This window comes from Kitasatospora gansuensis (assembly GCF_014203705.1).
GTDB classification, from domain to species: domain Bacteria; phylum Actinomycetota; class Actinomycetes; order Streptomycetales; family Streptomycetaceae; genus Kitasatospora; species Kitasatospora gansuensis.
This window is the reverse complement of record NZ_JACHJR010000001.1, coordinates 1,564,751-1,587,290: the sequence shown is the minus strand read 5'-3', so window position 1 is coordinate 1,587,290 and position 22,540 is coordinate 1,564,751. Positions and strand designations below refer to the sequence as shown.

Sequence of the window (22,540 nt, the reverse complement as noted above, 5' to 3'; positions counted from 1 at the left end):
CATGCCTTCGTCAACAGTCAGAAACCTGCTGGTCCGTGGCATGCTCGCGGGCCTGCTGGCCGGCGTGCTGGCGTTTGCCTTCGCCTTCCTGGTGGGTGAGCCGTCGGTCGACGACTCGATCGCCCTGGAGAGCGTCGCGGCGGCGCCGCAGCACGTCCACGGCGGGGACGCGGCCGCCGCCCCGGCGGCTCCGGCCGCCGAGGAGGAAGAGGAACTGGTCAGCCGGTCCATGCAGTCCACCTTCGGGCTGGCCACCGGTGTCCTGGTCTACGGTGTCGCGCTCGGTGGCATCGCCGCCCTGGTGTACTGCTTCGCGCTCGGCCGGATCGGCCGCTTCTCGCCCAGGGCGACCGCCGCCCTGGTCGCGGCCGCCGCGTTCACCACCGTCTACCTGGTGCCGTTCCTCAAGTACCCGGCGACCCCGCCCGCGGTGGGCAACCCGGACACCATCGGCAAGCGCACCACGCTGTTCTTCCTGATGATCCTGCTCAGCGTGCTGCTCGCGGTCGCGGCCGTCATCCTCGGCCGCCGCCTCGCCCCGCGCCTGGGCAACTGGAACGCCTCGGTGCTGGCCGGCCTCGCCTTCGCGGTCGCCGTCACCCTGGCCTTCGTCCTGCTGCCGGGCAACGAGGACGCCGTCAAGGAGACCTTCCCGGCCGCCCTGCTGTGGAACTTCCGACTGGCCACCCTGGGCATCCAGGCCGTCCTGTGGACGGCCTTCGCCCTGGTCTTCGGCCACTTCGCGGAGCGCCTGCTGGCCCCCCGCCCGGCCTCGGCCACCCCGGCGGCCACGGCGGTCCCGGCCGCCTGACCCACCGTCACCACCTCTCGGGGCCCGCCGCACGCGCGACCGTCGGCGGGCCCCGAGGCGTTTCCCGGGACAGCCGTCGACCGTGCGCCGTGCCCGGCCCTCACCGTACGAGGGCCGGGCACGGCTGTGTCACTTGGTCCTGCGCAGGCCCAGCAGGAGGTCGACCGCCAGGAAGGCGGCCAGCGAGATGCCGAGCAGGGGCAGGAACCAGCCGACGGCGATCGCGGCCAGGGCCAGGGCGGCGGCGGCCCTGGGGGACTGGCGCCAGGCGCCGGCGGGGTAGGGGCGGCCGAAGGCGCGGGGGCCGGGGCGGCGGTGCCACCACATCCGGTAGCCGAGCAGGGTCATCGCGATCAGGCCGGCGGCCAGGGCGATCAGGGCGAGTTCGTTGGCCAGGCCGAAGGCGACGCCCATGTGCAGGTCGATGCCGAAGCGGGTGAGCTTGGCGCCGAGGGGGTAGTCCGCGAAGCGGAGTTCGGAGCTGACGGTGGCGTCGGTGGGGTCGACGGCGACCTGGTCGAGCCGGACCGGCCACTGCTTGTCGATCTCCTTGACCGCGTAGGCCTTGCCGGGGCCCTTCGGCGGGACGATTTCCACCGGGCCGTCGATCCCGGCGGCCGCCGCGGCGGCCATCACCTGGTCGACGCCGACCGGGGTGCCGCCGGAGCCGGAGTGCTCCTCGTGGGCGGAGTGGTCGCCGCCGCCGGTGGCGGTGGCCAGTGCGGGGGTGGTCCAGCTCAGCGAGGTGCGGAGCTGCTCGATGTGCTCGCCGGCGTAGGTGGACCAGGTGAGGCCGGTGGCGGAGAGGCCGAGCAGGCCGACGGCGGCCCAGAGGCCGATCACGCCGTGCCAGGAGAGCGAGCGCCGACGGCCCGTCAGCCCGCCCTCGGGCCGGACGTACCGCTTGCGGCGGCGGCCGAACCAGAGCGCGAGCCCGCCGAGCACCACCACCCAGAGCCAGCTGGCGGCGAGTTCGCTGTAGATCCGGCCGGGTTCACCGAGCTGGAGGTTGGCGTGCAGCTCGGACAGCCAGGCCCGGAAGGGGAGTGCGCCGGAGCTGCCGTAGCTCTTCAGCGCGCCGCGCACCTCGGCGGTGTACGGGTCGACGAAGACCGCGAGCTTTCGGCCCTCCTCGAGGGCCGGCACGTTCAGCAGCACCTGGGTGGTGGCCTCCGGGTCGTCGGAGGTGCGGACCAGGGCGAGCTTGCCCTCGGGGTGGGCGGCGGTGGCGGCCGCGATCTGCCGGGACAGCGGCAGGGCGGCGGTGCCGACCTGGGAGACCGTCAGCTGGTCCGAGTAGACGAAGCGTTCGATCTGGTACGAGCCCGCGTACAGCAGGCCGCTGACGGCGGCGACCAGCAGGAAGGGGGCGATCAGGACGCCCGCGTAGAAGTGCAGGCGGAGCAGCAGCGGACGGAGCCCGGCCCAGGCGGAAGCCGGTGCAGGGGTCGCCGAGGTGGGCGGTCGTTCGGTTTCGGACAGCATGGAAGCAGCTCTCTCCGGCTCAGGAGGACGCGCGCACTCGACGGTGCGTCACGTGAAGGTGAGGGTCCGGCCGCAGGTGCGGAAGAAGGCACGGCGGAGCGGACCGGCGGTGCCAGGAAACGGGCACGGCCGTACCACCGGGCGCCCGAGGCGGCCCGGCTTCAGGAGCAGGAGGGAGCGGGCGGCCCGCGCCGCGAGACGGCGGCGGAGAGCAGCAACAGCAGCGCCGGCGCCGGGCTGTACCGGAAGGTCAGGCCGCGCGGCCGGGGGAGGGCGGGGACGGTGGGTGCGGCGGTGACCAGCCGGATCAGCCAGTGGCCGACCGCGACGGCGGCGCCGAGCAGCAGCCCGCCCAGGGCGTGTTCCCCCTGGGCCAGCCACCAGGCGCAGACCAGGGCGAGCACGGCGTGCACCAGGAGCATCTCCGGCTCCATCGACACGTGCTCGGCAGTGGAGACCGGCATCTCGTGCGCCATGCCGTGATGGTGCATCGGCATCGCCTGACGCTCCGGCACCGCGCCCATCCCGAACAGGTGGTGCAGCCCGTACTGGGTGGCGAAGCACGCCCCCAGCAGCGCGCCGAGCCCCCGGCGGTGTCCGGCCAGCAGGTAGCCGCCACCGGCCGTCAGGCCGACCGCGAGCGCGAGCGTGCCGGGCTGGACCGGGGCCCCGCCCGCCAGCCGGTGCACCCCGAGCGACGCGGCCGCGCACACCGCCGCGAAGGCGATGGCGCGGAACGCGCGGAACAGGGGCTGGCCGGTGTGCACTGGGGAAGGATGCCAGACCCCCCGCCCCGCCCGGCAGAGGGGGTGACCGGTCCGTCAGGTCCGGTCACCGCAGCGAGCTTCGGACGTCCGTGGGTCCCTGGGGTGACGGGCCGTCAGGACAGTCCGCCCCGGTCTTTGCCGATCTGTGACCACCCCCGGTGTGGGCAAGTGCTTAGGCATGGCTTAGCTTACTGGTGGGTGAGGGTGTCCTAACTAGCCTTCGTCCGTCCCTCAAGCCGTCCCCGTCCGTGGAGTCCTGATGCCCGTCCGTCGCCCGCACCTCGCCGCGCTGCTCTCCCTTGCCGTGGCCGGAGCCGCGCTGACCGCCTGCACCGAGCAGAAGAAGGACTCCTCCTCGGACGGCTCGATCCAGGTGAACGCCTCCGACAGCGCGTGCGAGCTCTCGAAGACCAGCTTCCCGGCCGGCGCGGTCAACTTCACCGTGCAGAACAAGGGTTCCAAGGTCACCGAGGTCTACGTCTACGCCGCGGGCGACAAGATCGTGGCCGAGCGGGAGAACATCGGGCCCGGCACGAAGGCGACCATCACCTCCGAGATCAAGGCCGGCGAGTACCAGGTCGCCTGCAAGCCGGGCATGGTCGGCGACGGCATCCGGCAGAAGATCACCGTGACCGGTGACGGCGCCCCGGCCAAGGGCGACCCGCGCCTGGACAAGGCGGTCGCCGACTACCGCAAGTACGTCCAGGAGCAGGCCGACGCCACCATCCCGCTGGTGCAGAAGTTCGCCGACGCGATCAAGGCCGGCGACCTGGCGGCCGCCAAGGCGGCGTTCGCGCCGTCCCGGGTCGGCTGGGAGCGGACCGAGCCGGTGGCCGAGAGCTTCGGTGACATCGACCCGAAGACCGACGTCCGCGAGGACGGCCTGGAGCCGAACCAGGAGTGGACCGGCTGGCACAAGCTGGAGAAGTCGCTCTGGGAGGCCGGCGCGATCACCGACGCCGACAAGAAGCTCGCCGACCAGCTGGTCACCGACCTGAAGGAGTGGCAGAAGGTGGTCGGCACCGCCGAGATCACCGCCACCAGCATGGCCAACGGTGCCAAGGAGCTGCTCGACGAGGTCGCCACCGGCAAGGTCACCGGTGAGGAGGACCGCTACAGCCACACCGACCTGTCCGACTTCGCGGGCAACGTCGAGGGCGCGCTGAAGGCGTACGAGCTGATCAAGCCGGTCGCCGCCGAGAAGGACCCGGAGCTGGCCAAGACCCTGGACCAGGAGTTCGCCGCGCTGCAGGCGCTGCTCGCCAAGTACAAGCAGGGCGACAGCTACACCTCGTACGACAAGGTGACCGAGGCCGAGCGGAAGACCTTCTCGGACGCGGTCAACGCGCTCGCCGAGCCGCTGTCCAAGCTCGCCGCCGCCGTCGTGGTCAAGTAAGGCCTGAGGGAGAGTCATGAGCGAGCAGACGCAGGAATCCCAGGATCCCACGGTGGAGCAGGGCCAGGAGCCGAAGGGCTCGGTCAGCCGACGCGCCGTCATCGGCTGGGCCGGGGCCGGGGTGGCGCTCGGCGCCGCCGCGGTCGGCACGGTGGCCGCGGCCACCCGCAGCTCCGACGAGGAGGCCGAGGCCGCCCTCAAGGCGGTCCCGGACATCGAGTTCTACGGCGAGCACCAGGCGGGCATCGCCACCCCGGTCCAGGACCGGCTGCACTTCGCCGCCTTCGACGTCTCGACCACCAGCCGGGACGCCCTGATCCGGGTGCTCAAGGAGTGGACCAAGGCGGCGGCCGTGATGACCGGTGGCCGCGAGGTCGGCACCGGGGCGACCGGCCTGGCCGAGGCGCCGCCGGACGACACCGGTGAGGCGCTGGGCCTGCCCGCCTCCCGGCTGACCCTGACCATCGGCTTCGGCCCGACCCTGTTCGAGAAGGACGGCAAGGACCGGTTCGGCCTCAAGGCCAAGCGCCCCGAGGGTCTGATCGACCTGCCGCCGTTCCCGCACGACAACCTGGACCCGGCCCGCAGCGGCGGCGACCTGTGCGTGCAGGCCTGCGCCGACGACCCGCAGGTCGCGGTGCACGCGATCCGCAACCTGGCCCGGATCGGGATGGGCGTGGTGACCGTGCGCTGGTCCCAGCTCGGCTTCGGCAAGACCTCCTCCACCACGCCGGAGGCGCAGACCCCGCGCAACCTGATGGGCTTCAAGGACGGCACCCACAACGTCTCGGGCAAGGACACCCCGACCCTGGACGAGCACATCTGGGCCGCGCCCGGCGACGGCCCGGAGTGGATGACCGGCGGCTCGTACCTGGTGGCCCGGCGGATCCGGATGCACATCGAGACCTGGGACCGCACCCCGCTCTCCGAGCAGGAGGACATCTTCGGCCGGACCAAGCGCGAGGGTGCCCCGTTCGGCAAGCAGAAGGAGCACGACGCTCCCGACCTGGCGGCGATGCCGAAGGACGCGCACGTCCGGCTGGCCCACCCGGACAGCAACAGCGGCGCCAAGCTGCTCCGCCGGGGCTTCTCCTTCACCGACGGCTCGGACGGCCTCGGCCGCCTGGAGGCCGGTCTGTTCTTCCTGGCGTACCAGCGCGACACCCGGAAGGCGTTCGTGCCGGTGCAGCGCAAGCTGGCCGCCACCGACGCCCTCAACGAGTACATCCAGCATGTCGGTTCGGCGCACTTCGCCTGCCCGCCGGGGGTCCGCAAGCCCGGCGAGTGGTGGGGTCAGTCGCTCTTCGGCTGACCTGCCCACTCATCACGACTTCTGGAGGACACCCGCGTGTTCGGGAACTACCTGATCGGCCTGCGCGAGGGGCTGGAAGCCAGCCTGGTGGTCTGCATCCTGATCGCCTACCTGGTCAAGACCGGGCGCCGGCAGGCGCTGGCCCCGGTCTGGACCGGCATCGGGGTGGCCGTCGGCCTCAGCATGGCGTTCGGCGCCCTGCTGACCTACGGCTCCAGCCAGCTCACCTTCGAGGCGGCCGAGACGCTCGGCGGCACGCTGTCGATCATCGCGGTCGGGCTGGTCACCTGGATGGTGTTCTGGATGCGCCGGACGGCCCGTCACCTCAAGACGGAGCTGCACGGCAAGCTGGACGCCGCGGTCGCGATGGGCACCGGCGCGCTGGTGTTCACCGCCTTCCTGGCGGTCGGCCGGGAGGGCCTGGAGACCGCGCTGTTCATCTGGGCGGCGGTGGAGGCCACCAGCGACGGCGTCCGGCCGTTGATCGGCGCCTGCCTGGGGCTGCTCACCGCGGTCTTCCTCGGCTGGCTGTTCTACCGGGGCGCGCTGAAGATCAACCTGGCCAAGTTCTTCACCTGGACCGGCGCGATGCTGGTCGTGGTGGCGGCCGGGGTGCTGGCCTACGGCCTGCACGACCTGCAGGAGGCCGACATCCTGCCTGGCCTGGCCAGCCGGGCCTTCGACATCAGCTCGACCATCCCCCGGGACAGCTGGTACGGCACCCTGCTCAAGGGCGTGTTCAACTTCCAGCCCGACCCGACGAAGCTTCAGGTCTGGGCCTGGGCGCTGTACGTGGTGCCCACGCTGTACCTGTTCCTGCGCAAGCCCGCCGCGACCGCCCCCGCGAAGGCCAAGGCCGACGCGAGCTGACGGTCCGCCACCCGCCGCGTGTCTTCGGGTGCGCGGCGGGTCACTCGGCAGGAGACTGGGCGGCGGAGGTGCCCGCCCATGTCCGACTGGCGTTCCCGCGCGGCCCGCGCGAGCAAGCGTCCGTTCGCCCGCCCGATGGGGCAGCAGCCCGAGCCCGCCCCCGAGCACTCGATGGACCCCCGCTCCGAACACCGGGACGACGACGGGGTGCACCTGGAACGCTCGGTGGTGGACGCCGCCGTGTACCGGGACGGCCACCGGATCGGCGGCGGCGGCAGCCTGGCCGAGGTCTACCGGCAGGTGCCCGGCGAGCCCGGCACGATGGCCTGGATCGGCCTCTACCGCCCGGCCGAGGAACAGATGCTGGAGGCCGCCGAGCGGTTCGGCCTGCACGAGCTCGCGGTCGAGGACGCCATCGTCGCCCACCAGCGGCCCAAACTGGAACGCTACGGCGCCACCCTCTTCGTGGTGCTCCGGGCGGCCCGCTACCTGGACGAGAGCGAACAGGTCGACTTCGGCGAGATCCACCTCTTCGTCGGCCCGCAGTTCGTCCTGACGGTGCGCCACTCGCAGTCCCCCGACCTCTCGGTGGTCCGCCGCCGGCTCGAGGACGACCCCGAGCTGCTCGCGCTCGGGCCCGAGGCGGTGCTGTACGCCGTACTGGACGCGGTGGTGGACGGCTACGCCCCGGTGATCGCCGGGCTCCAGCACGACATCGACGAGATCGAGACCGAGGTCTTCAGCGGCGATCCCAAGGTCTCCCGACGGATCTACGAGCTCTCCCGCGAGGTGATCGAGTTCCAGCGCTCGACCCGCCCGCTGCTGCAGATCATGGCCAGCCTGGAGGCCGGCTTCGGCAAGTACGGCACCGACGAGGAGCTCCAGCGCAACCTGCGCGACGTGGCCGACCACGCCACCACCGCCGCCGAACGGGTGGACGGCTTCCGGCAGATGCTGCAGAACATCCTCACCGTCAACGCCACCCTGGTCTCGCAGGCGCAGAACGAGGAGATGAAGCAACTCGCCGAGGCCGGGCACGCCCAGAACAACGAGATCAAGAAGATCTCCTCCTGGGCGGCCATCCTGTTCGCGCCGACCCTGATCGGCACCGTCTACGGGATGAACTTCGAGAACATGCCCGAGCTGGGCTGGGTGTTCGGCTACCCGTTTGCGGTCGGGCTGATGGCGCTGGTCTGTCTCGGGCTCTACCTGGTCTTCAAACGCCGGGACTGGCTCTGAGCGGCCGTTCCCGCCGACAGGGCGAGGACGATCAGCAGCACGAACGCGACGACGGCGGTGAGCGTGCGCAGGTCGTTGAACAGCTCCCAGCGCCGCAGGATCTCCGCGTGGTCGGCCGGGGCCGAGGTGACGGCCCACTCCTTGATCCGGCCGTTGATCGGTATGTTGCCGAACCGGGTGGTCAGGAAGGACCCGAGGGTCAGCGCGGCCGCCGCCCCCGCGAGCAGCCGGGCCTGACCCCGGGTCAGGACCGCGAGCGCGAGGGAGCTCAGCATCGACACCGCCATCGCCGTCTGCATGGTGATGCCGTTCATCTTCATCAGCTCCGCGTGGAAGGACAGCCGCATCTCGAGCGGCACGGCATTGAAGGTGGGGACGAGGTTGGCGGCGCCGTAGCCGAACGCGCCGGCCAGCAGGCCGGTGGCGAGCAGGGCGAGCCCCAGGAGGAGTCGAGTGCGCATGGTCGGTGGCTCCAGTACGTGGCTGCGGTGGGACCGGGTCGACAGTCCGACGATGTAGGCCCGCGGAGTGTGAGGCCGGGCCGTCCGGAGGGTCCGTCAGCCGCCCTGGCAGGATGGCGGGGTGAACGACCTTCCTGGTTCCCCGATCCGGTCCGGCATCCCCGAGCACGGGCGGGTGCCCAAGTACTACGCGGTGAAGGCGGAGCTGGAAGCGCTGCTGGACGAGCTCGGTGAGGGTGGTGCGCTGCCCACCGAACGCGAGCTGGCGGCCCGGTACGAGGTGTCCCGGGAGACGCTGCGGCAGGCGCTGCGCGATCTGCTGATCCAGGGCCGGGTGCGGCGCCGGGGGCGCAGCACGGTGGCGGCCGGGCCCAAGCTGGAGCAGCCGCTCTCGCTGGCCAGCTACACCGAGGGCGTCCGCCGGCAGGGGCGGGTGCCGGGCCGGACCCTGATCGGGCTCGAACAGATCGGCGCGGAGGGGCAGTTGGCGGCGCAGCTGCGGCTGCCGGCCGGGGCGCCGGTCTGGCACCTGGAGCGGGTGCTGCTCGCCGACGGCGAGCGGGTCGGTCTGGAGAGCACCTATCTCGCGGTGGCCCGGATCCCGTCTCTGGAGCAGGAGTTCGACCCCGGGGCGTCGCTCTACGCGTTCCTGACCGAGAAGCTCGGCATCGAGTTCGGCGCGGCCGACGAACGGATCGAGACCGTGCTGGCCACCCCGCGCGAGGCGCTGCTGATCGGCACCCCGCTCGCCCTCCCGATGCTCCTGCTGCACCGCCTCACCCGGGACGCCGCCGGGGCCCCGCTGGAGCGGGTCCGCTCGCTCTACCGGGGTGACCGCTTCAGCTTCACCACCCGCCTGGAGCCCGGCTCCTGAGCCTGGGTAGGGTCCCGTCATGAGATCGACAGGCAGGGTGTCCGGCTGGGCCGCACTGGTGCTGACCGTGGGATTGGTGCTGCGCTCGCTGCTGGGCGGCGGAGCGGGCCTGCCGAGGTGGGACGTGGTGCTGCTCGGCGCCGGGGCGCTGCTGGGCCTGCTCGGCTGGGTCCGGTACGGGAGTGCCGCGTGCCCGAAGCCCGGCGCCGTCCCGGAGCAGCAGGCGCCGCCCGCGCGGCTGCCGGTGCGGTACGGGGTGATCGCCAGGCGGTTGCTGCTCGGCTGGCTGATCGCTTTCGTCCCGGCGGTCTACGCCGACCTGGCGCTGCGTCCCGACGGTGCCGACGCCCGGCGGATATCGGCGATCCAGGACGCCGGGCCCCGGGCGGCAGCGGGCACGCTGGTCGCGGTGGAGCATCTGACCAAGGACGGACGGGTCAACAAGCACAACCACTACAGCGGTGACGCCGTGGTCCGAGTGCCGGGCCCGGACGGCGCCCCGCTCGAACTCAGCGCCCCCGGTGCACACCTGGGCACCATCCGGACCGCGGGCGGCCGGCTCACCGTGCTGTACGCACCGGGGAATCCGGTCCTCGGCGCCTACGTCGACCAGAGCGACGACGTGGCCAAGTACGCGACCGGCGGCTTCTGGGCGGGCCCGTCCACCGCCGCCGTCGGGCTGGGGATGGTGCCGCTGGGGGGTGGGTTCTTCGTGCTGTACGTGCTGCTGATCTCGGTCCGCCCCGAGACGCGGATCCGGGTGTTGCGCGCCGACGCCCGGGACGGCGGGCTGCCCGCCGTACGGGCCAGGGTGGTCGGGGCGGTCCGGGAGGAGTACGTCACGGTCGGCAGTACCCCGGGCGTGCCGGACGTGCGGACCACCCGGTGGCTGCGGGTCGAGTGCGAGGACGGCACCGAACTGCGCCTGGACGACTGGCTGGAGGAGGTGGAGCGGCTCCGGCTGCCCGACCTCGCGGGCCGACTGGCGGGCGAGTGGGGCTGGTTGTGCGGTGCGCGGCGGTGGCGGCTGATCTCCGGCGACCAGCCGGTGGCGCTCTGCACCGACGGTGGGTTGGTGCTGTGGGGGCGGCTCGACCGGGCCGCGTTCGAGTCGGCGTTGGGGGACCGGGCCGAGGTGACCCCGGCGGCGTCCCGTCGGGTGCGGCTGCTCGGGCCGCCGTCGCCGGCGCTGCGCGGTGCGCACGGCCCGTGGCTGGCGCTGCTCGCGGCGGCCTGGCTGCTCGCGCTGCCGGTGCTGCTCACAGCGTCCACCTGGCTGCTTTCGATGGCGCTGTGCGCGCTGTCGGCAGGGTCGCTGGTGGCCGCCCTGGTGGTGCTGACGCGTCGTCGGGTGCGGGTGGCCGACCGCGATCCGGGCTGGCTGGTGGAGCGGAGCGGCGACCCGGCGCTGGGCTGACCGGAACGGCCGAGTGGCCGCTCCGCGATTACGGAAAGGTAACGGGTCTGGACCGAAGTTCGGGCGCTGTTCACATCGGGTACCGCAGCCGGGGGAGACCGCGCCACCGGACGGCCCGAGTGTGGTCCGCGCCCCGCTCCAGCTCTGACGCTTCCTCAGGAGGACGACGTGACCGCAGGACTCCCCAGGCGCAGCCTGCTCCTCGGCACCGCCGCGGCCGCACTCGCGGCCGGCCCGCTCACCCGCACCGCGTTCGCCGCCACCACCGCCCGGACCCCCAAGGTGCTGGTGATCGGTCTGGACGGCACGATGCTCAACCGGATCAAGGACGCCGACGCGCCGAACCTGGACGCTCTGATGGCCGGCGGGCTGACCGCCGCCAGCAGCCTGTACGCCAACCCGATGGCCGCCACCTCCTCCGGCCCCGGCTGGACCACCATCGCCACCGGCGTCTGGCCGGACAAGCACAACGTCAAGGACAACAACTTCACCGCGCCCGACTTCGCCACCTACCCGGACTGGCTGACCCGGGTGGAGCGGGCCAACGCGGCGCTGTCCACCTACGTGGTGGCCTCCTGGGCGCCGATCCCCGACACCATCTACTCGGCCACGGTCGACACCCGGGTGGCCACCCCGAGCGCCGAGTACGACGTCGGCACCACCTCCCGCGCGGTGGCCAGGATCCGGGACACCAACCCGGACGCGGTCTTCGTCCAGCTCGACAACGTCGACCACGCGGGCCACGCGAGCGGCTCGGCCAGTCAGGGGTACCTGGACGCGATCCAGGGCGTGGACGGTCAGGTCGGCCAGATCGTGGCCGCGGTCCGGGGGCGCGCCACGTACGCCCAGGAGGACTGGCTGATCATGGTCACCGCCGACCACGGGCACACCCCGACCGGTGGCCACGGCGGGTCGACCTGGGAGGAGCGGCAGACCTTCGTGATCGCCAACGGCGGTGGCCTGGCGGCGGGTTCGGTCCGGTACGACGTCAGGATGGTGGACATCGCGCCGACCGCGCTGGCCCACCTGGGGATCGCGATCGACCCGGCCTGGAACCTGGACGGCGCCCCGATCGGCAGCCTCACGCCGGACGTCTTCGACGCGCTGCGCCCGCAGCTGACCGGCCGGGTGGACGAGACCGGCATCGCGGCCGGCGTGCTCGGCTTCACCCACACGCCGCCGAGCGGCTGGTCGGTGGACAACTCGGCGATGGGCACCGGCGGTGTCACCGAGTGGCGTGGCTGGTCGTTCACCACGGACGAGTTCTGGACCAAGACCCAGCGCGACCAGTACCGCGAGCTGAACGTCCGGTCCCGGAACGTCTTCGCGGTCGCCGACTCCGACGAGTGGGCCGACAAGTCCTTCTCGGGCAACTACGACACCACGCTGGTCAGCCCGGCCTACCCGGTCTCGGGCCTGGCCACCGTCAAGGTCGAGTACACCTGCTACTACCAGCAGGACGGCGCCCAGACCGCCAAGGTGCTGGCCTCCTGGAACGGCGGCGCGCCGGTCCAGCTGGCCTCGTTCAGCAGCCTGGTGAACGGCCGTCAGACCCACACCCTGACGGTGCCGGCGGGTGCTACCAACCTGCAGCTGCGGTTCCGCTACACGGGCAGCAACAACTGGTACTGGGTGGTCGACAACGTCCGGGTGTACGGCGTCTGATCCCGAACTCCGGTGCGGTGGCGGCGGGTCGGCCGCCACCGCACCGGTGGTCAGTGGGCGTCGTGCAGGGTGTCGGTGGCCTTGATCTTCTGCCAGGACCTCGGCTCCGTAAGCGCCGTAAGGGCCTTCAGGGACGGCGAGGTGCCGGCGGCGGGCTTGCCGCCGGTGTAGAGCCAGGTGTGCAGCAGGTCGCCGAGCGGCTTGCCGGAGACCCGCTCGGCGTAGCGCCGGAAGTCCTCGACGGTGGCGTTGCCGTACTTGTGCTCGGCGGGCCAGCCGCGCAGCACGGCGAAGAACGCCTCGTCGCCGACCGCGTTGCGGATCGCCTGGACGGCGAGCGCGCCCCGGTCGTACACGGCGGGGTGGAACTGGTTGTCGGGGCCCGGGTCGCCGGGCAGCACGGTCCAGAACGGGTCATCGGCGGGCCTGCTGGAGTACACCCAGTCGGCCAACTCCTGGGCGGTGCCCTCGTTCTCGTGCTCGGACCAGAGCCACTGGGCGTACCGGGCGAAGCCCTCGTTCAGCCAGATGTCGCTCCACCGGTCGAGCGAGACGCTGTCGCCGTACCACTGGTGGGCCAACTCGTGGACGACGACCGAGGTGTTGGAGCCCGCGCCGAAGATCCGCGGGCTGTAGTAGACCTGGCTCTGGGTCTCCAGGGCGTAGCCGGGCTTGGTGTTGGGCACGTAGCCGCCGACGGTGGCGAAGGGGTACGGGCCGAGCTGGGTGCTGAGCCAGTCGGTGATCTCGCCGGTCCGCTCCAGGCTGGCCCGGGCCGCGCCGGCGTTGTCGCCGAGGTCGCGGCTGTAGGCGGTGATGACGGGTATGCCACCGTCGCTGACCGAGGTGTTGAGCTCGAACCTGCCCACCGCGAGGGTGGCCAGGTAGGTGGCCTGCGGCTTGGTCTGCCGCCAGTTGTACCTGGTCCAGCCGAGGCGCGAACTCTGCGACACCAGTGCGCCGTTGCTGATCGCCTGGGTGCCGTCGGGGACCAGCACGGAGACGTCGAAGGTGGCCTTGTCGGAGGGGTGGTCGTTGCTCGGGAACCACCACCAGGCGGACTCCGGCTCACCGGCCGCCACCCCGCCGTCCGGGGTGCGCTGCCAGGCGGTGAAGCCGTACGCGCTGACGGTGGACGGCACGCCGGAGTAGCGGACCACCACGGTGGCGCGCTCGCCCTTGCCGAGCGGTGCGGCCGGGGTGATCTCCAGCTCGTGTTCGCCGGTCGCCGCGAACCGCGCCTTGCGGCCGTTGACGTGCACCTCCTGGACGGTGAGCGCGAAGTCCAGGTTGAAGCGGGACAGCGCGGCCGTGGTGGTGGCCAGGATCGTTGCGGTGCCCTCGAGTTGGTCGGTCGCGGGCTGGTACTTCAGCCGCAGGTCGTAGTGCGAGACGTCGTAGCCGCCGTTGCCGTACTGGGGGTAGTAGGCGTCCCCGGCACCGGACGCGCCGACGGCTCCGGTGGCGGCACCGGCGGGGTTGGTCAGCAGCAGGGCGGCGGCCAGGGCCGCGGAGATGGTCAGCCTTTTGCGCACGGGTCCTCCGAAGTGCCGGAATTGGTGGGCGTACTGACCGACCGTAAGGCGGGTGGCGGCTCGTGGGAGGAGGTCCGGTGCAGCCGTTATGAAATGTTCACGCTAAGAAACGTGTGGTGCCCGTGGTGCCGGAGCGGCTAGCTTCACCAGCAGTCACCCCGGACGGAAGGACCACGGCCCCATGATCGTGATCGCCCACCTGAGCGACACCCACCTCGATGGTTCGCAGCGCGCCACCGACCGCACCAAGGCGGTGCTGGACCACCTGAACGGCCTGCCGTACGACCTCGACGCCGTGCTGGTCACCGGCGACATCGCCGACCACGGCCGGCCCGCCGAGTACGCGCTGGCCCGCGAACTGCTGGGCACCAGGCACCCGTTGCTGGTGCTGCCGGGCAACCACGACGACCGCGCGGCGTTCCGGGCCGGCCTGCTGGGGGAGGAGCCGTCGGCCGAACCGGTCAACCGGCTGCACGTGACCCCCGGGTTCGCCGTCGCGCTCTGCGACTCCACCATCCCCGGGCGGGACGACGGCCACCTGGACGACGCCACGCTGGCCTGGCTGGACAAGGCGCTCGGCTCGGTCGAGGTGCCCACCCTGGTCGCCTTCCACCACCCGCCGGTGCTGCTCGGGATCCCGTACCTGGATGGCCTGCGGCAGTTCGGTGGCGAGCGGCTGGCCGAGCTGACCGAGCGTCACCCGCATGTCGCCGGCTTCCTCTGCGGCCATGCCCACCTCGCCGCCGTCACCACCTTCGCCGGGCGCCCGCTGACGGTCGCCCCGGGCGTGGTCTCCACCGCCCGGCTGCCCTGGGAGTCGCGGCCGAACCCCGACGCCCACGTCCACCACGACCTGCCGCCGGCCCTCGCCTTCCACGTCCTCGACGACGAGGGCAGGCTGACCACCCACATCCGGAGCTGCTGACCGCCCCTCAGTGCCCGCCGCCGACCGGCCGTCCGGCGCCCGCGACCAGTCGGGCCGCCGGGCGGGGGCGGGGGAGGAGGCGGCGTACCCGGGTCGTCTTGCCCGGGCAGAGCAGCAGGGTGCAGAGCACGGCGGCGAGCAGGTGGGCCAGGGCCAGCGCGGCCGAGGGGCCGTGCACCGGCAGGGCCGGGTCGGCCGGCACCAGCAGGTGGCTCGGCCGAGGGACGGGCGCGGCCGAGGTGCGGTCGAAGAGGACGTAGAGCGCGATCTGGGTGGCGGTCATCCAGGCGCCGGTCAGGCCCAGGCCCGGGGTGCCCCGGGCCAGCAGCCAGTTGCAGAGGGCAGTGCCGGCCAGGGCCAGGGCCAGTGCGGGGAGCCGGAGTTCGGTGCCTTCGAGGGCGCAGTGGGCGGTGGCGGTGAGCACCACGCAGAGGGTGGACGGGACGGCGACGCGGACGGTGCGGAGCTGCCAGGTCTTCACAGTGGGTCAGCGTGGCACCGTCGCCTTGCGGCGGGCTTGCGCCGCCCGATCACGGCTCGGGGCCGCCGGACGGCCCGGCGGGCACGAACCAGCCAATCACTGCACGGGCGATGCGGACTGACGGACCGTCAGTTGACGGAAATTCGCCCCCGGTCTCTTCCCCAGCCATGTGATGTATGCAATGGTACATGTCACACTCCCCACCGTGTTCACGTCAGAACCGGGTCCCAGCTCGACTCCCGGCGCTGCCACGGTCCGCAACCCCCACTGCCGTGTCCCCAACACGGCCGCAGACCGGCCCGGAGGCCACCCTCATGCGTAGTTCCCCCACGACGAAAGACGTCGTCAGGCTGCTGATAGCCGCCCTGATCTGCTGTCTCGGGCTGACCCTGCTCGCGCCCGCCGGCCAGGCCGCCGCCATCGGCGGCAAGGGGCCGCAGCCGACCCCGGCCCCCGCGCCGAAGTCCGGCGCCGCCCCGCAGTCGGCCACCCTCACGGCCGCCGCCGACCTGGCCGCCGAGGAGGGCAGGCCCGTCCCGATCTCCGAGCGCGCCCCGCTGCGGGCGGTCAAGGACAAGTCGCAGCGCGAACAGAGCCTCGCCAAGCCGCAGTCGGCACCGGGTGCGGCCGGCGTCACGGCCGTCTGCAACGTCTCCGACTTCACCTCGAAGAGCGGGGCCGCGCTGGTCCAGCAGATCAAGGCCTCGGGCCTGGACTGCGTGAACACGCTGTTCCAGCTCACCGGCTCGAACGCGCAGGCCGTCTTCCGCGAGGCGCAGATGGTCACGGTGGCCGACGCGCTGCGCGCGAACGCCGCCAACTACCCCGGTGACAACAGCACTTCGACCGGCCAGCTGGTGCTGTTCCTGCGCGCCGGCTACTTCGTGCAGTGGTACCACTCGGACGACGTCGGCTCCTACGGTCCGGCGCTGAAGAGCTCGATCGTGGGCGCCCTGGACAGCTTCTTCGCCGCCCCGCGCGCCGCGGACGTGAACGACGCCAACGGCGCCACCCTGGCCGAGGCGGTCATCCTGGCCGACAGCGCCCAGGAGAACGCGCACTACCTGGGCCTGGTCAAGCGCATGCTGACCGGCTACAACAGCTCGTACGACAGCTCGTACTACATGGTCGTGGCGGTCAACAACGCCTACACCATCCTGTTCCGCGGCCACCAGACGCCGGACTTCCTGCCCGCCGTGCAGGCCGACCCGAGCATCCTGACCGTGCTGCGCGACTTCGCCGTCGCCCATGACGACCTGCTCGGCACCTCCAAGTCCTACCTGGCCGCCAACTCGGGCCGCGAGCTGGGCCGTTTCCTGGTGCACCCGGAGCTGCAGTCGGCGGTCCGCCCGCTGCTCAAGCAGCTGCTCGACCGTACCGCGATGACCGGCCGGACCTCCTCGATCTGGGTCGCGATGGCCGAGATGACCACCGAGTACGACGCGGCCAACTGCTCGTACTACGGCACCTGTGACCTCTCGAACCGGCTGCGCGCCGCCGTGCTGACGGTCAGCCACACCTGCAGCCCGAGCATCAGGATCCTCGCCCAGCAGATGACCGCGGCCGACCTCGCCGCCACCTGCACCAGCCTGAACAACCAGGACGCCTACTTCCACAGCGTGGTCAAGGACAGCGGGGCGGTGGCGAACGACAACAACACCACCATCGAGGTCAACGCCTTCGACTCCAGCGCCGACTACCAGACCTACGCCGGCGCGATCTTCGGGATCAGCACCAACAACGGCGGCATGTACCTGGAGGGCAACCCGGCCACCGTCGGGAACCAGCCGCGCTTCATCGCCTACGAGGCCGAGTGGGCGCGCCCGGACTTCCAGATCTGGAACCTGAACCACGAGTACACCCACTACCTCGACGGCCGGTTCGACATGTTCGGCGACTTCAACGCCGGCATGACCACCCCGACCGTGATGTGGGTCGAGGGCTTCGCCGAGTACATCTCCTACTCGTACCGGAACGTCAACTACGACCGGGCGATGACCGAGGCGGCGAAGAACACCTACAAGCTCAGCACGCTGTTCGACACCACCTACGACAACTCCGACTCCACCCGGGTCTACCAGTGGGGTTACCTCGCGGTCCGGTACATGCTCCAGCAGCACCCGCAGGACGTGACCACGCTGCTCGGCCACTACCGCACCGGCAACTGGGCGGCCGCCCGCACCCTGCTGACCTCCACCATCGGCACCCGCTACGACGCGGACTTCGCCACCTGGCTGGCGGCCTGCGCGGCCGGCAGCTGCACCACCACCCCGCCGGTCAACCAGGCGCCGGCCGCCGGGTTCACGGCGCTGGTGAACGGCCTGACGGTGAACTTCACCGACGCCTCCACCGACGCGGACGGCACCATCGCCTCCCGCGCCTGGAACTTCGGTGACGGCACCACCTCGACCGCCGCCAACCCGGCCAAGGCTTACGCCGCGGCCGGCACCTACACCGTCAAGCTCACGGTGACCGACGACAAGGGCGCCACCGCGACCATCAGCAAGCCGGTCACGGTGGCCGTCCCCGGCCTGCCGGAGTGCTCCCCGGCCGACGACACCCGGGTGCTCGGCAAGAACTGCCGCCGCACCAACGTGTCCAACACGGTGGGCAACTACAGCTACTTCTACCTGTACGTCCCGGCCGGCACCACCTCGGTCAAGGTCACCGTCACCGGTGGCACCGGCAACGCCGACCTGTACTACAGCCCGACCGGCTGGGCCACCACCACCAACTTCACCCAGCGTTCGGTGAAGGCGGGCAACAGCGAGGCCCTGACCATCAACCGGCCCCCGACGGGCTACGTCTACCTGAGCCTGTTCGCCGCGGCGAGCTTCGACAAGGTCAGCATCACCACCCAGTTCTGACCCACCATCAGGAACCGTGCCGCCCCACCCCGTCAGGGGTGGGGCGGTTTCGGCTTTCCGGATGCGCTGGTCATTGCACCACTGTGCGCCGCTGATATCTGCTCCGGATGCGAACTACCGTAATGGTGTGCCCGGTTGGCAGCCGGGCCGATAAGTGCACGGTATTTGTACGATGTTCCAGTGCAGATGAAGTGAGGCACAGATGAGCAGGTTCCGAATCGGTCTCAGCGTCGCGACCGGTATGAGCGTCCTTTCGCTGGCCCTCTCGGCCGGCACCACCGCCGGGGCGGTGGCCCCGCCGGTCGAGGCGGTCAGGGCCGCCCCGCCGGCCGTCGGCAGCACCGCCGCACCGTCCCTCGCCGCCAGCTACCGCACCACCCGCTTCACCAACGGCAACGGTGGCCAGTGTCTGGACGCGGACCTGGGCACCATCGGCGGCAACGGCACCAGGGTGCAGCTCTGGGGCTGCAACGGTTGGAGCAACCAGACCTGGATCTGGACGCCGGCGCCGGGGCAGCCGGTCGGCTACTACAAGATCCAGACGGAGAAGAACTACCGCTGCCTGGACGCGGACCTGGGCACCATCAACGGCAACGGCACCAAGGTCCAGCTCTGGGACTGCAACGGCTGGGACAACCAGATCTGGATCTGGAACGGCACCACCCTGCAGACCCTGAAGAACAACCGGGTCCTGGACGCGGACGCCAACACCATCCCCCGCGACGGCACCAGGGTCCAGCTCTGGGACCGCAACGGCTGGGACAACCAGCGGTGGATCTTCAACTGACCCACCGTCAACAACCCTGCCCCACCCGTCCGAGGGTGGGGCAGGGCACCGCCGTCAGCCCTCGGCGAAGGCGTCCGCCAGCCGGCGCAGGCCCTCGCCGATCTCCTCGGGGTTGTGGGTGGTGAAGGACATCCGCAGCGTGCGCGGGTCCGGAGTGGTGGCGTAGAACGGCGCGCCGGGCACGTACGCCACGTCGTGCCGGACGGCGGTCCGCAGCAGGGCGGTCGCGTCGTGGCCGGCCGGCAGCCGGACCCAGAGGAACATGCCACCGTCCGGGTGGTTCCAACTGCTGCCCGCCGGCAGGGCCTTGGACAGACCGGCGAGCAGCGCGTCGCGCCGCTCGCGGTAGGCGGCCCTGATCCGGCCGATGTGCGCGTCCAGGTCGGCGTCGCGCAGGTAGCGGGCGGCGGCGGCCTGGTCGATGGTCGAGGTGTGCAGGTCGGCCGACTGCTTGACGATCACGCAGGCGCGGCGCAGGGCGGCGGGCGCGCGCAGGAAGCCCAGCCGCAGACCGGGGGCGAGGATCTTGGAGAACGAGCCCAGCAGGACGGTGCGGTCGGCGGCCGCCGAGAGTCCGGCGATCCACGGCTCGGCCTCCCCGTCGTAGCGGAGCTCGCCGTACGGGTCGTCCTCGGCGATCCAGAAGCCGTGCCGCTCGGCGAGTTCGGCCACCGCCCGGCGGCGCGCGGTGTCCAGGGTCCGGCCGGTCGGGTTCTGGAAGGTGGGCACCAGGTAGAGCAGCTTCGGCCGCTCCCGGGCCACCAACTCGGCCAGCGCGTCCGGGATCAGACCGCCGTCGTCGGTCGGCACCGGCACCACCCGGGCGCCCGCGAAGGCGAAGCACTGCAGCGCGGCCAGGTAACCCGGGTCCTCCACCAGCACCACGTCGCCGGGCTCCAGCAGCGCGGCGGTGAGCAGGGTCAGGGCCTGCTGCGAGCCGGTGGTGACGAGCAACTCGTCCGGGATGGTGGCCAGTCCACGATCCGTCAGCCGCTCGGCTATCGCGGTGCGCAGCTCCGGGTCGCCCTCGGTGGTGGAGTACTGCAGGGCCCGGTCCGGGACTTCGGTGAACGCCCGGTCGTAGGCCGCCCGCAGCCCGGCCACGTCGAAGAGTTCGGGAGCGGGCAGGCCGCCCGCGAACGAGATCACCTCGGGCCGCGCGGTCAGCGCGAGGATCTCCCGTACGGCGGACGGCCCGACGGCGGAGGCACGGGCGGCTGGCGGCGGCAGTTCGGCTCGGGTCATCCCCGGAGCGTACGAGCAGCCGGCCCGCCCGATCGAGCCCTTTCCACTATGTGATCAAGCGTCAGGGTGGCTCGCCCTACGACCGGCTCTCGCACAGGGCCGTGTCGATCAGCGTGAACAGCTGCTGCTGCGGCGTGTTGTTGGTGAAGTAGGCGTTGGTCATCGCGGAGGCGTGCCGGCCGTCCTTGGTGACCATGGTCTGGGTGTAGTAGCCGGGGACCCCGCCGTTGTGACCCCAGGCCTCGCCGCCGCAGGACAGGTTCATCCGGAAGATCCCGAAGCCGTAGCCGATACCGGCGCCGATGTCGCCCGTCTGCTCCAGCTCCGCCACCATCGCCGGGGAGACCACCCGGCCGGCCAGCAGGCCCTGGTAGAAGGTGCTGAGGTCCTCCTCCGTGGAGATGATCGCCCCGGCGGTACTGAAGACGGACGGGTCGTAGGTGAAGACCGAGGTCCAGAAGAAGAACGGGCCGAGCCGGGCGCCGTTGTAGCCGGGCACGGCCGGGGTGGGCAGGGCGCGGTTGCCGGGAGCGGGGAAGACGGTGCGGGTCAGGCCGAGGGGCTGGAGGATCCGGCCCGTGACGGCCTCGTGGGCCGGCAGGCCCGTCACCTTCTCGATGAGCATGCCGAGGATCAGGTAGTTGGTGTTGGAGTACGCGAAGGCGGTGCCCGGCGCGGAGCCCGGCGCCCGCTTCAGGCCCTCCCGCACCAGGGTGGCCAGCTTGAAGGTACCGTCCGGCTCGGCCACGTTGAGGGAGCCCAAGGGGTCGTACTGCGGGATTCCAGTGGTCTGCCGGAGCAGGTGCCGCACGGTGATCCGGGTGCCGTCGTAGCCGTTGCCGGTGACCACGCCCGGGAGGTAGGTCTCGATGCCCGTGTCCAGGGAGACCTTTCCCTCGTCGACCAGTTGCAGGACGGTCGCCGCGGTGAAGGTCTTGGTCTGGCTGCCCGCCCGGAAGTACTCGTTGGACTGGATCGGCTTGGTGGTGTTGATCGTGCCGGTGCCGGCCGACAGCGACCAGGAGCCGGTGGCGTTACCCGCGTACACCCCGGCGCCGGGGCCCGCGGCGGCCTGGAAGGTCTTCAGCGCCGCGAGCGTGGCGGGGTGGTCGGCGGCCGGGGTGGCGTGGGCGGTGGTCGTCGTCAGCATGACGACGGTCGCGGCCGCCGCGCCGATGAGGGCGGAGAGCCGCTTCCTGGTGTGCTTCATGCCTGTTCTCCTGGGTTCTGGGGACGGTGCTCTGACGGATGGTCAGCCGGCGGCGGCGAAGGCGGCGGCCAGGCGCGGGACGTAGTCGGCGAACGCCGGGGCCCAACAGCCGTAGTTGTGGCCGCCGTTGCAGCTCGGGGCCAGTGCCGAACCGTTGCCGTAGTCGACGAAGCGGCTGGGGATGCCCAGCTGGTCCAGCCGGGCCTTGACGGTCTTGGACGCCGCCTCGGTGTTGGCGTCGATGACGTCGTTGTTGCCGGTGTAGAGCGTGATGCCGGTGCCGGAGAGCTTGGCGAGGTTGACCGGAGTGGCCGGGTCGACCGCCTTCCACACCCGGTCGGCGTTGAAGACCGGGTACGGCGAGCCGAAGATCGCGTCGCTGTCCACGTAGGGGCCGTAGCCGGTGCAGTCACCGGAGCCGGAGGAGCTGGAGGAGCTGCTCGCCGCGCACCAGGCGCCGGTGAGGTTGAGCTCGGTGGCCAGGACGGTCGCGCGGATGGTCCACATACCGAAGTCGATGCCGCCCGACAGCGCGGCGACCTGGCCGAACAGGTCCGGCCTGGCCTGGGCGTAGTGGAGCGAGCCGTAGCCGCCCATGGACAGCCCGACGACGGCCCGGTGGGCCCGGTCGGGGAGGGTGCGGAGATTGGCGTCGATGAACGGGACGACCTGGGTGAGGTGGAAGGTCTCCCAGTTCGCGGCGCCCTCGGCGGTGTTCTGCATCCTCCAGTCGGCGTACCAGCCCTTCAGGCCGCCGTCCGGCACCACGGTGATCATCGAGTCCGCGTGCAGCGCGGGCGCGGCCGCGACGTCGTCCACCCCGCCGCCACCGCCGTGCAGGAAGTAGGTGACCGGCCAGCGCCGACCGGGGTCGGCGTCGTACCCGGCGGGCAGCAGGATGCGGATCCGGTGCTTCCCGGAGAGCTGCCCGGTGGTGACGGTGAGGGTGAAGTCGGTGGGGCTGTGCACCTCGGTGGCTCCGGGCACCAGGGTCAGACCCTGGCCGTCGCTGAAAGCCGGAACGGCGGTGGCGGTCGGTGCGGTCGCCGCGGTCGGTGCTTCGGCATGCGCCGGGCCGGTGCCGGTCAGGGCGGCGAGCGCGAGTGCCGCGCCGAGTGCGGTGATGCGCAGGGACGTCATCGGGAACCCTTCGTCGAGGAGGTTCGCGGTGGGGTGGAGCGCCGCGAACCGGA

General features: G+C 71.7%; 19 protein-coding genes. 11 read left to right on the top strand and 8 right to left on the bottom strand.

Annotated elements, in window-relative coordinates:
- The first annotated feature begins 1 nt into the window (after position 1).
- Positions 2 to 811 (top strand): CbtA family protein, encoded by an 810-nt coding sequence (locus F4556_RS07220; RefSeq protein WP_184912643.1) that lies wholly within the window; start codon positions 2 to 4, stop codon positions 809 to 811.
- Positions 812 to 940: 129 nt separating this feature from the next.
- Here F4556_RS07220 and F4556_RS07215 read toward each other — a convergent pair whose 3' ends face one another.
- Together F4556_RS07215 and F4556_RS07210 are read right to left on the bottom strand one after the other, a co-directional pair.
- Complete coding sequence (locus F4556_RS07215; protein WP_184912642.1) at positions 941 to 2,296, bottom strand: PepSY-associated TM helix domain-containing protein; 1,356 nt, start codon at positions 2,294 to 2,296, stop codon at positions 941 to 943.
- Positions 2,297 to 2,457: 161 nt separating this feature from the next.
- A complete protein-coding gene (locus tag F4556_RS07210) occupies positions 2,458 to 3,063 on the bottom strand; it encodes a hypothetical protein (RefSeq protein ID WP_184912640.1) in 606 nt (201 codons plus the stop codon).
- A 259-nt stretch (positions 3,064 to 3,322) separates the two neighbouring features.
- Between F4556_RS07210 and efeO the strand changes: the two genes are divergently transcribed.
- From efeO to F4556_RS07190, 4 genes are all read left to right on the top strand, one after another.
- Entirely contained in the window at positions 3,323 to 4,459 is a 1,137-nt protein-coding gene (gene efeO / locus F4556_RS07205; RefSeq protein ID WP_184912638.1) for an iron uptake system protein EfeO, read from the top strand.
- Positions 4,460 to 4,475: 16 nt separating this feature from the next.
- Positions 4,476 to 5,771, top strand: a complete 1,296-nt coding sequence (efeB, locus tag F4556_RS07200) for an iron uptake transporter deferrochelatase/peroxidase subunit (protein WP_184912636.1) — start codon at positions 4,476 to 4,478, stop codon at positions 5,769 to 5,771.
- Positions 5,772 to 5,807: 36 nt separating this feature from the next.
- On the top strand, positions 5,808 to 6,641 hold the full coding sequence (gene efeU / locus F4556_RS07195) for an iron uptake transporter permease EfeU (protein WP_184912634.1): 834 nt from the start codon (positions 5,808 to 5,810) through the stop codon (positions 6,639 to 6,641).
- A gap of 78 nt (positions 6,642 to 6,719) precedes the next feature.
- On the top strand, positions 6,720 to 7,880 hold the full coding sequence (locus F4556_RS07190) for a magnesium and cobalt transport protein CorA (protein ID WP_184912632.1): 1,161 nt from the start codon (positions 6,720 to 6,722) through the stop codon (positions 7,878 to 7,880).
- Here the strand turns inward: F4556_RS07190 and F4556_RS07185 are convergent.
- On the bottom strand, positions 7,847 to 8,341 hold the full coding sequence (locus F4556_RS07185) for an anthrone oxygenase family protein (RefSeq protein ID WP_184912630.1): 495 nt from the start codon (positions 8,339 to 8,341) through the stop codon (positions 7,847 to 7,849). The two genes, F4556_RS07190 and F4556_RS07185, sit on opposite strands and share 34 nt — an antisense overlap.
- 121 nt (positions 8,342 to 8,462) lie before the next feature.
- On the opposite strand from F4556_RS07185, the gene F4556_RS07180 reads away from it, so the two are divergent.
- From F4556_RS07180 to F4556_RS07170, 3 genes are all read left to right on the top strand, one after another.
- Entirely contained in the window at positions 8,463 to 9,215 is a 753-nt protein-coding gene (locus tag F4556_RS07180; RefSeq protein WP_184912628.1) for a GntR family transcriptional regulator, read from the top strand.
- Between the two features lie 19 nt (positions 9,216 to 9,234).
- Positions 9,235 to 10,632, top strand: a complete 1,398-nt coding sequence (locus tag F4556_RS07175) for a hypothetical protein (RefSeq protein WP_184912626.1) — start codon at positions 9,235 to 9,237, stop codon at positions 10,630 to 10,632.
- 168 nt (positions 10,633 to 10,800) lie between these two features.
- Entirely contained in the window at positions 10,801 to 12,297 is a 1,497-nt protein-coding gene (locus F4556_RS07170) for an alkaline phosphatase family protein (RefSeq protein ID WP_313068197.1), read from the top strand.
- Positions 12,298 to 12,347: 50 nt separating this feature from the next.
- On the opposite strand, the gene F4556_RS07165 is transcribed toward F4556_RS07170, so the two are convergent.
- On the bottom strand, positions 12,348 to 13,832 hold the full coding sequence (locus F4556_RS07165; protein ID WP_184912624.1) for a M1 family metallopeptidase: 1,485 nt from the start codon (positions 13,830 to 13,832) through the stop codon (positions 12,348 to 12,350).
- Between the two features lie 181 nt (positions 13,833 to 14,013).
- On the opposite strand from F4556_RS07165, the gene F4556_RS07160 reads away from it, so the two are divergent.
- Positions 14,014 to 14,757 (top strand): metallophosphoesterase, encoded by a 744-nt coding sequence (locus F4556_RS07160; RefSeq protein ID WP_184912622.1) that lies wholly within the window; start codon positions 14,014 to 14,016, stop codon positions 14,755 to 14,757.
- A 7-nt stretch (positions 14,758 to 14,764) separates the two neighbouring features.
- Here F4556_RS07160 and F4556_RS07155 read toward each other — a convergent pair whose 3' ends face one another.
- Positions 14,765 to 15,238, bottom strand: a complete 474-nt coding sequence (locus F4556_RS07155) for a hypothetical protein (RefSeq protein ID WP_184912620.1) — start codon at positions 15,236 to 15,238, stop codon at positions 14,765 to 14,767.
- A gap of 314 nt (positions 15,239 to 15,552) precedes the next feature.
- On the opposite strand from F4556_RS07155, the gene F4556_RS07150 reads away from it, so the two are divergent.
- Positions 15,553 to 18,105, top strand: coding sequence for a collagenase (locus tag F4556_RS07150; RefSeq protein WP_184912618.1), 2,553 nt, complete (start codon positions 15,553 to 15,555; stop codon positions 18,103 to 18,105).
- Positions 18,106 to 18,307: 202 nt separating this feature from the next.
- Positions 18,308 to 18,892, top strand: coding sequence for an RICIN domain-containing protein (locus tag F4556_RS07145; RefSeq protein WP_184912616.1), 585 nt, complete (start codon positions 18,308 to 18,310; stop codon positions 18,890 to 18,892).
- 54 nt (positions 18,893 to 18,946) lie between these two features.
- On the opposite strand, the gene F4556_RS07140 is transcribed toward F4556_RS07145, so the two are convergent.
- From F4556_RS07140 to F4556_RS07130, 3 genes are all read right to left on the bottom strand, one after another.
- The gene (locus F4556_RS07140) at positions 18,947 to 20,137 is read right to left on the bottom strand and encodes an aminotransferase-like domain-containing protein (RefSeq protein WP_184912614.1); all 1,191 of its coding nucleotides are present in this window, start codon (positions 20,135 to 20,137) and stop codon (positions 18,947 to 18,949) included.
- 76 nt (positions 20,138 to 20,213) lie between these two features.
- Entirely contained in the window at positions 20,214 to 21,347 is a 1,134-nt protein-coding gene (locus F4556_RS07135) for a serine hydrolase domain-containing protein (RefSeq protein ID WP_184912612.1), read from the bottom strand.
- Positions 21,348 to 21,389: 42 nt separating this feature from the next.
- A complete protein-coding gene (locus F4556_RS07130; protein WP_184912610.1) occupies positions 21,390 to 22,487 on the bottom strand; it encodes an alpha/beta hydrolase in 1,098 nt (365 codons plus the stop codon).
- Positions 22,488 to 22,540 lie beyond the last annotated feature (53 nt).

What these genes read in the sequence shown, in the direction of transcription:
- F4556_RS07220 (WP_184912643.1), top strand. Translation starts at nt 2, where the DNA reads ATGCCTTCGTCAACAGTCAGAAACCTGCTGGTCCGTGGCATGCTCGCG.
- F4556_RS07215 (WP_184912642.1), bottom strand. Translation starts at nt 2,296, where the DNA reads ATGCTGTCCGAAACCGAACGACCGCCCACCTCGGCGACCCCTGCACCG.
- efeO (WP_184912638.1), top strand. Translation starts at nt 3,323, where the DNA reads ATGCCCGTCCGTCGCCCGCACCTCGCCGCGCTGCTCTCCCTTGCCGTG.
- efeB (WP_184912636.1), top strand. Translation starts at nt 4,476, where the DNA reads ATGAGCGAGCAGACGCAGGAATCCCAGGATCCCACGGTGGAGCAGGGC.
- F4556_RS07190 (WP_184912632.1), top strand. Translation starts at nt 6,720, where the DNA reads ATGTCCGACTGGCGTTCCCGCGCGGCCCGCGCGAGCAAGCGTCCGTTC.
- F4556_RS07185 (WP_184912630.1), bottom strand. Translation starts at nt 8,341, where the DNA reads ATGCGCACTCGACTCCTCCTGGGGCTCGCCCTGCTCGCCACCGGCCTG.
- F4556_RS07175 (WP_184912626.1), top strand. Translation starts at nt 9,235, where the DNA reads ATGAGATCGACAGGCAGGGTGTCCGGCTGGGCCGCACTGGTGCTGACC.
- F4556_RS07160 (WP_184912622.1), top strand. Translation starts at nt 14,014, where the DNA reads ATGATCGTGATCGCCCACCTGAGCGACACCCACCTCGATGGTTCGCAG.
- F4556_RS07150 (WP_184912618.1), top strand. Translation starts at nt 15,553, where the DNA reads ATGCGTAGTTCCCCCACGACGAAAGACGTCGTCAGGCTGCTGATAGCC.
- F4556_RS07145 (WP_184912616.1), top strand. Translation starts at nt 18,308, where the DNA reads ATGAGCAGGTTCCGAATCGGTCTCAGCGTCGCGACCGGTATGAGCGTC.
- F4556_RS07140 (WP_184912614.1), bottom strand. Translation starts at nt 20,137, where the DNA reads ATGACCCGAGCCGAACTGCCGCCGCCAGCCGCCCGTGCCTCCGCCGTC.
- F4556_RS07135 (WP_184912612.1), bottom strand. Translation starts at nt 21,347, where the DNA reads ATGAAGCACACCAGGAAGCGGCTCTCCGCCCTCATCGGCGCGGCGGCC.
- F4556_RS07130 (WP_184912610.1), bottom strand. Translation starts at nt 22,487, where the DNA reads ATGACGTCCCTGCGCATCACCGCACTCGGCGCGGCACTCGCGCTCGCC.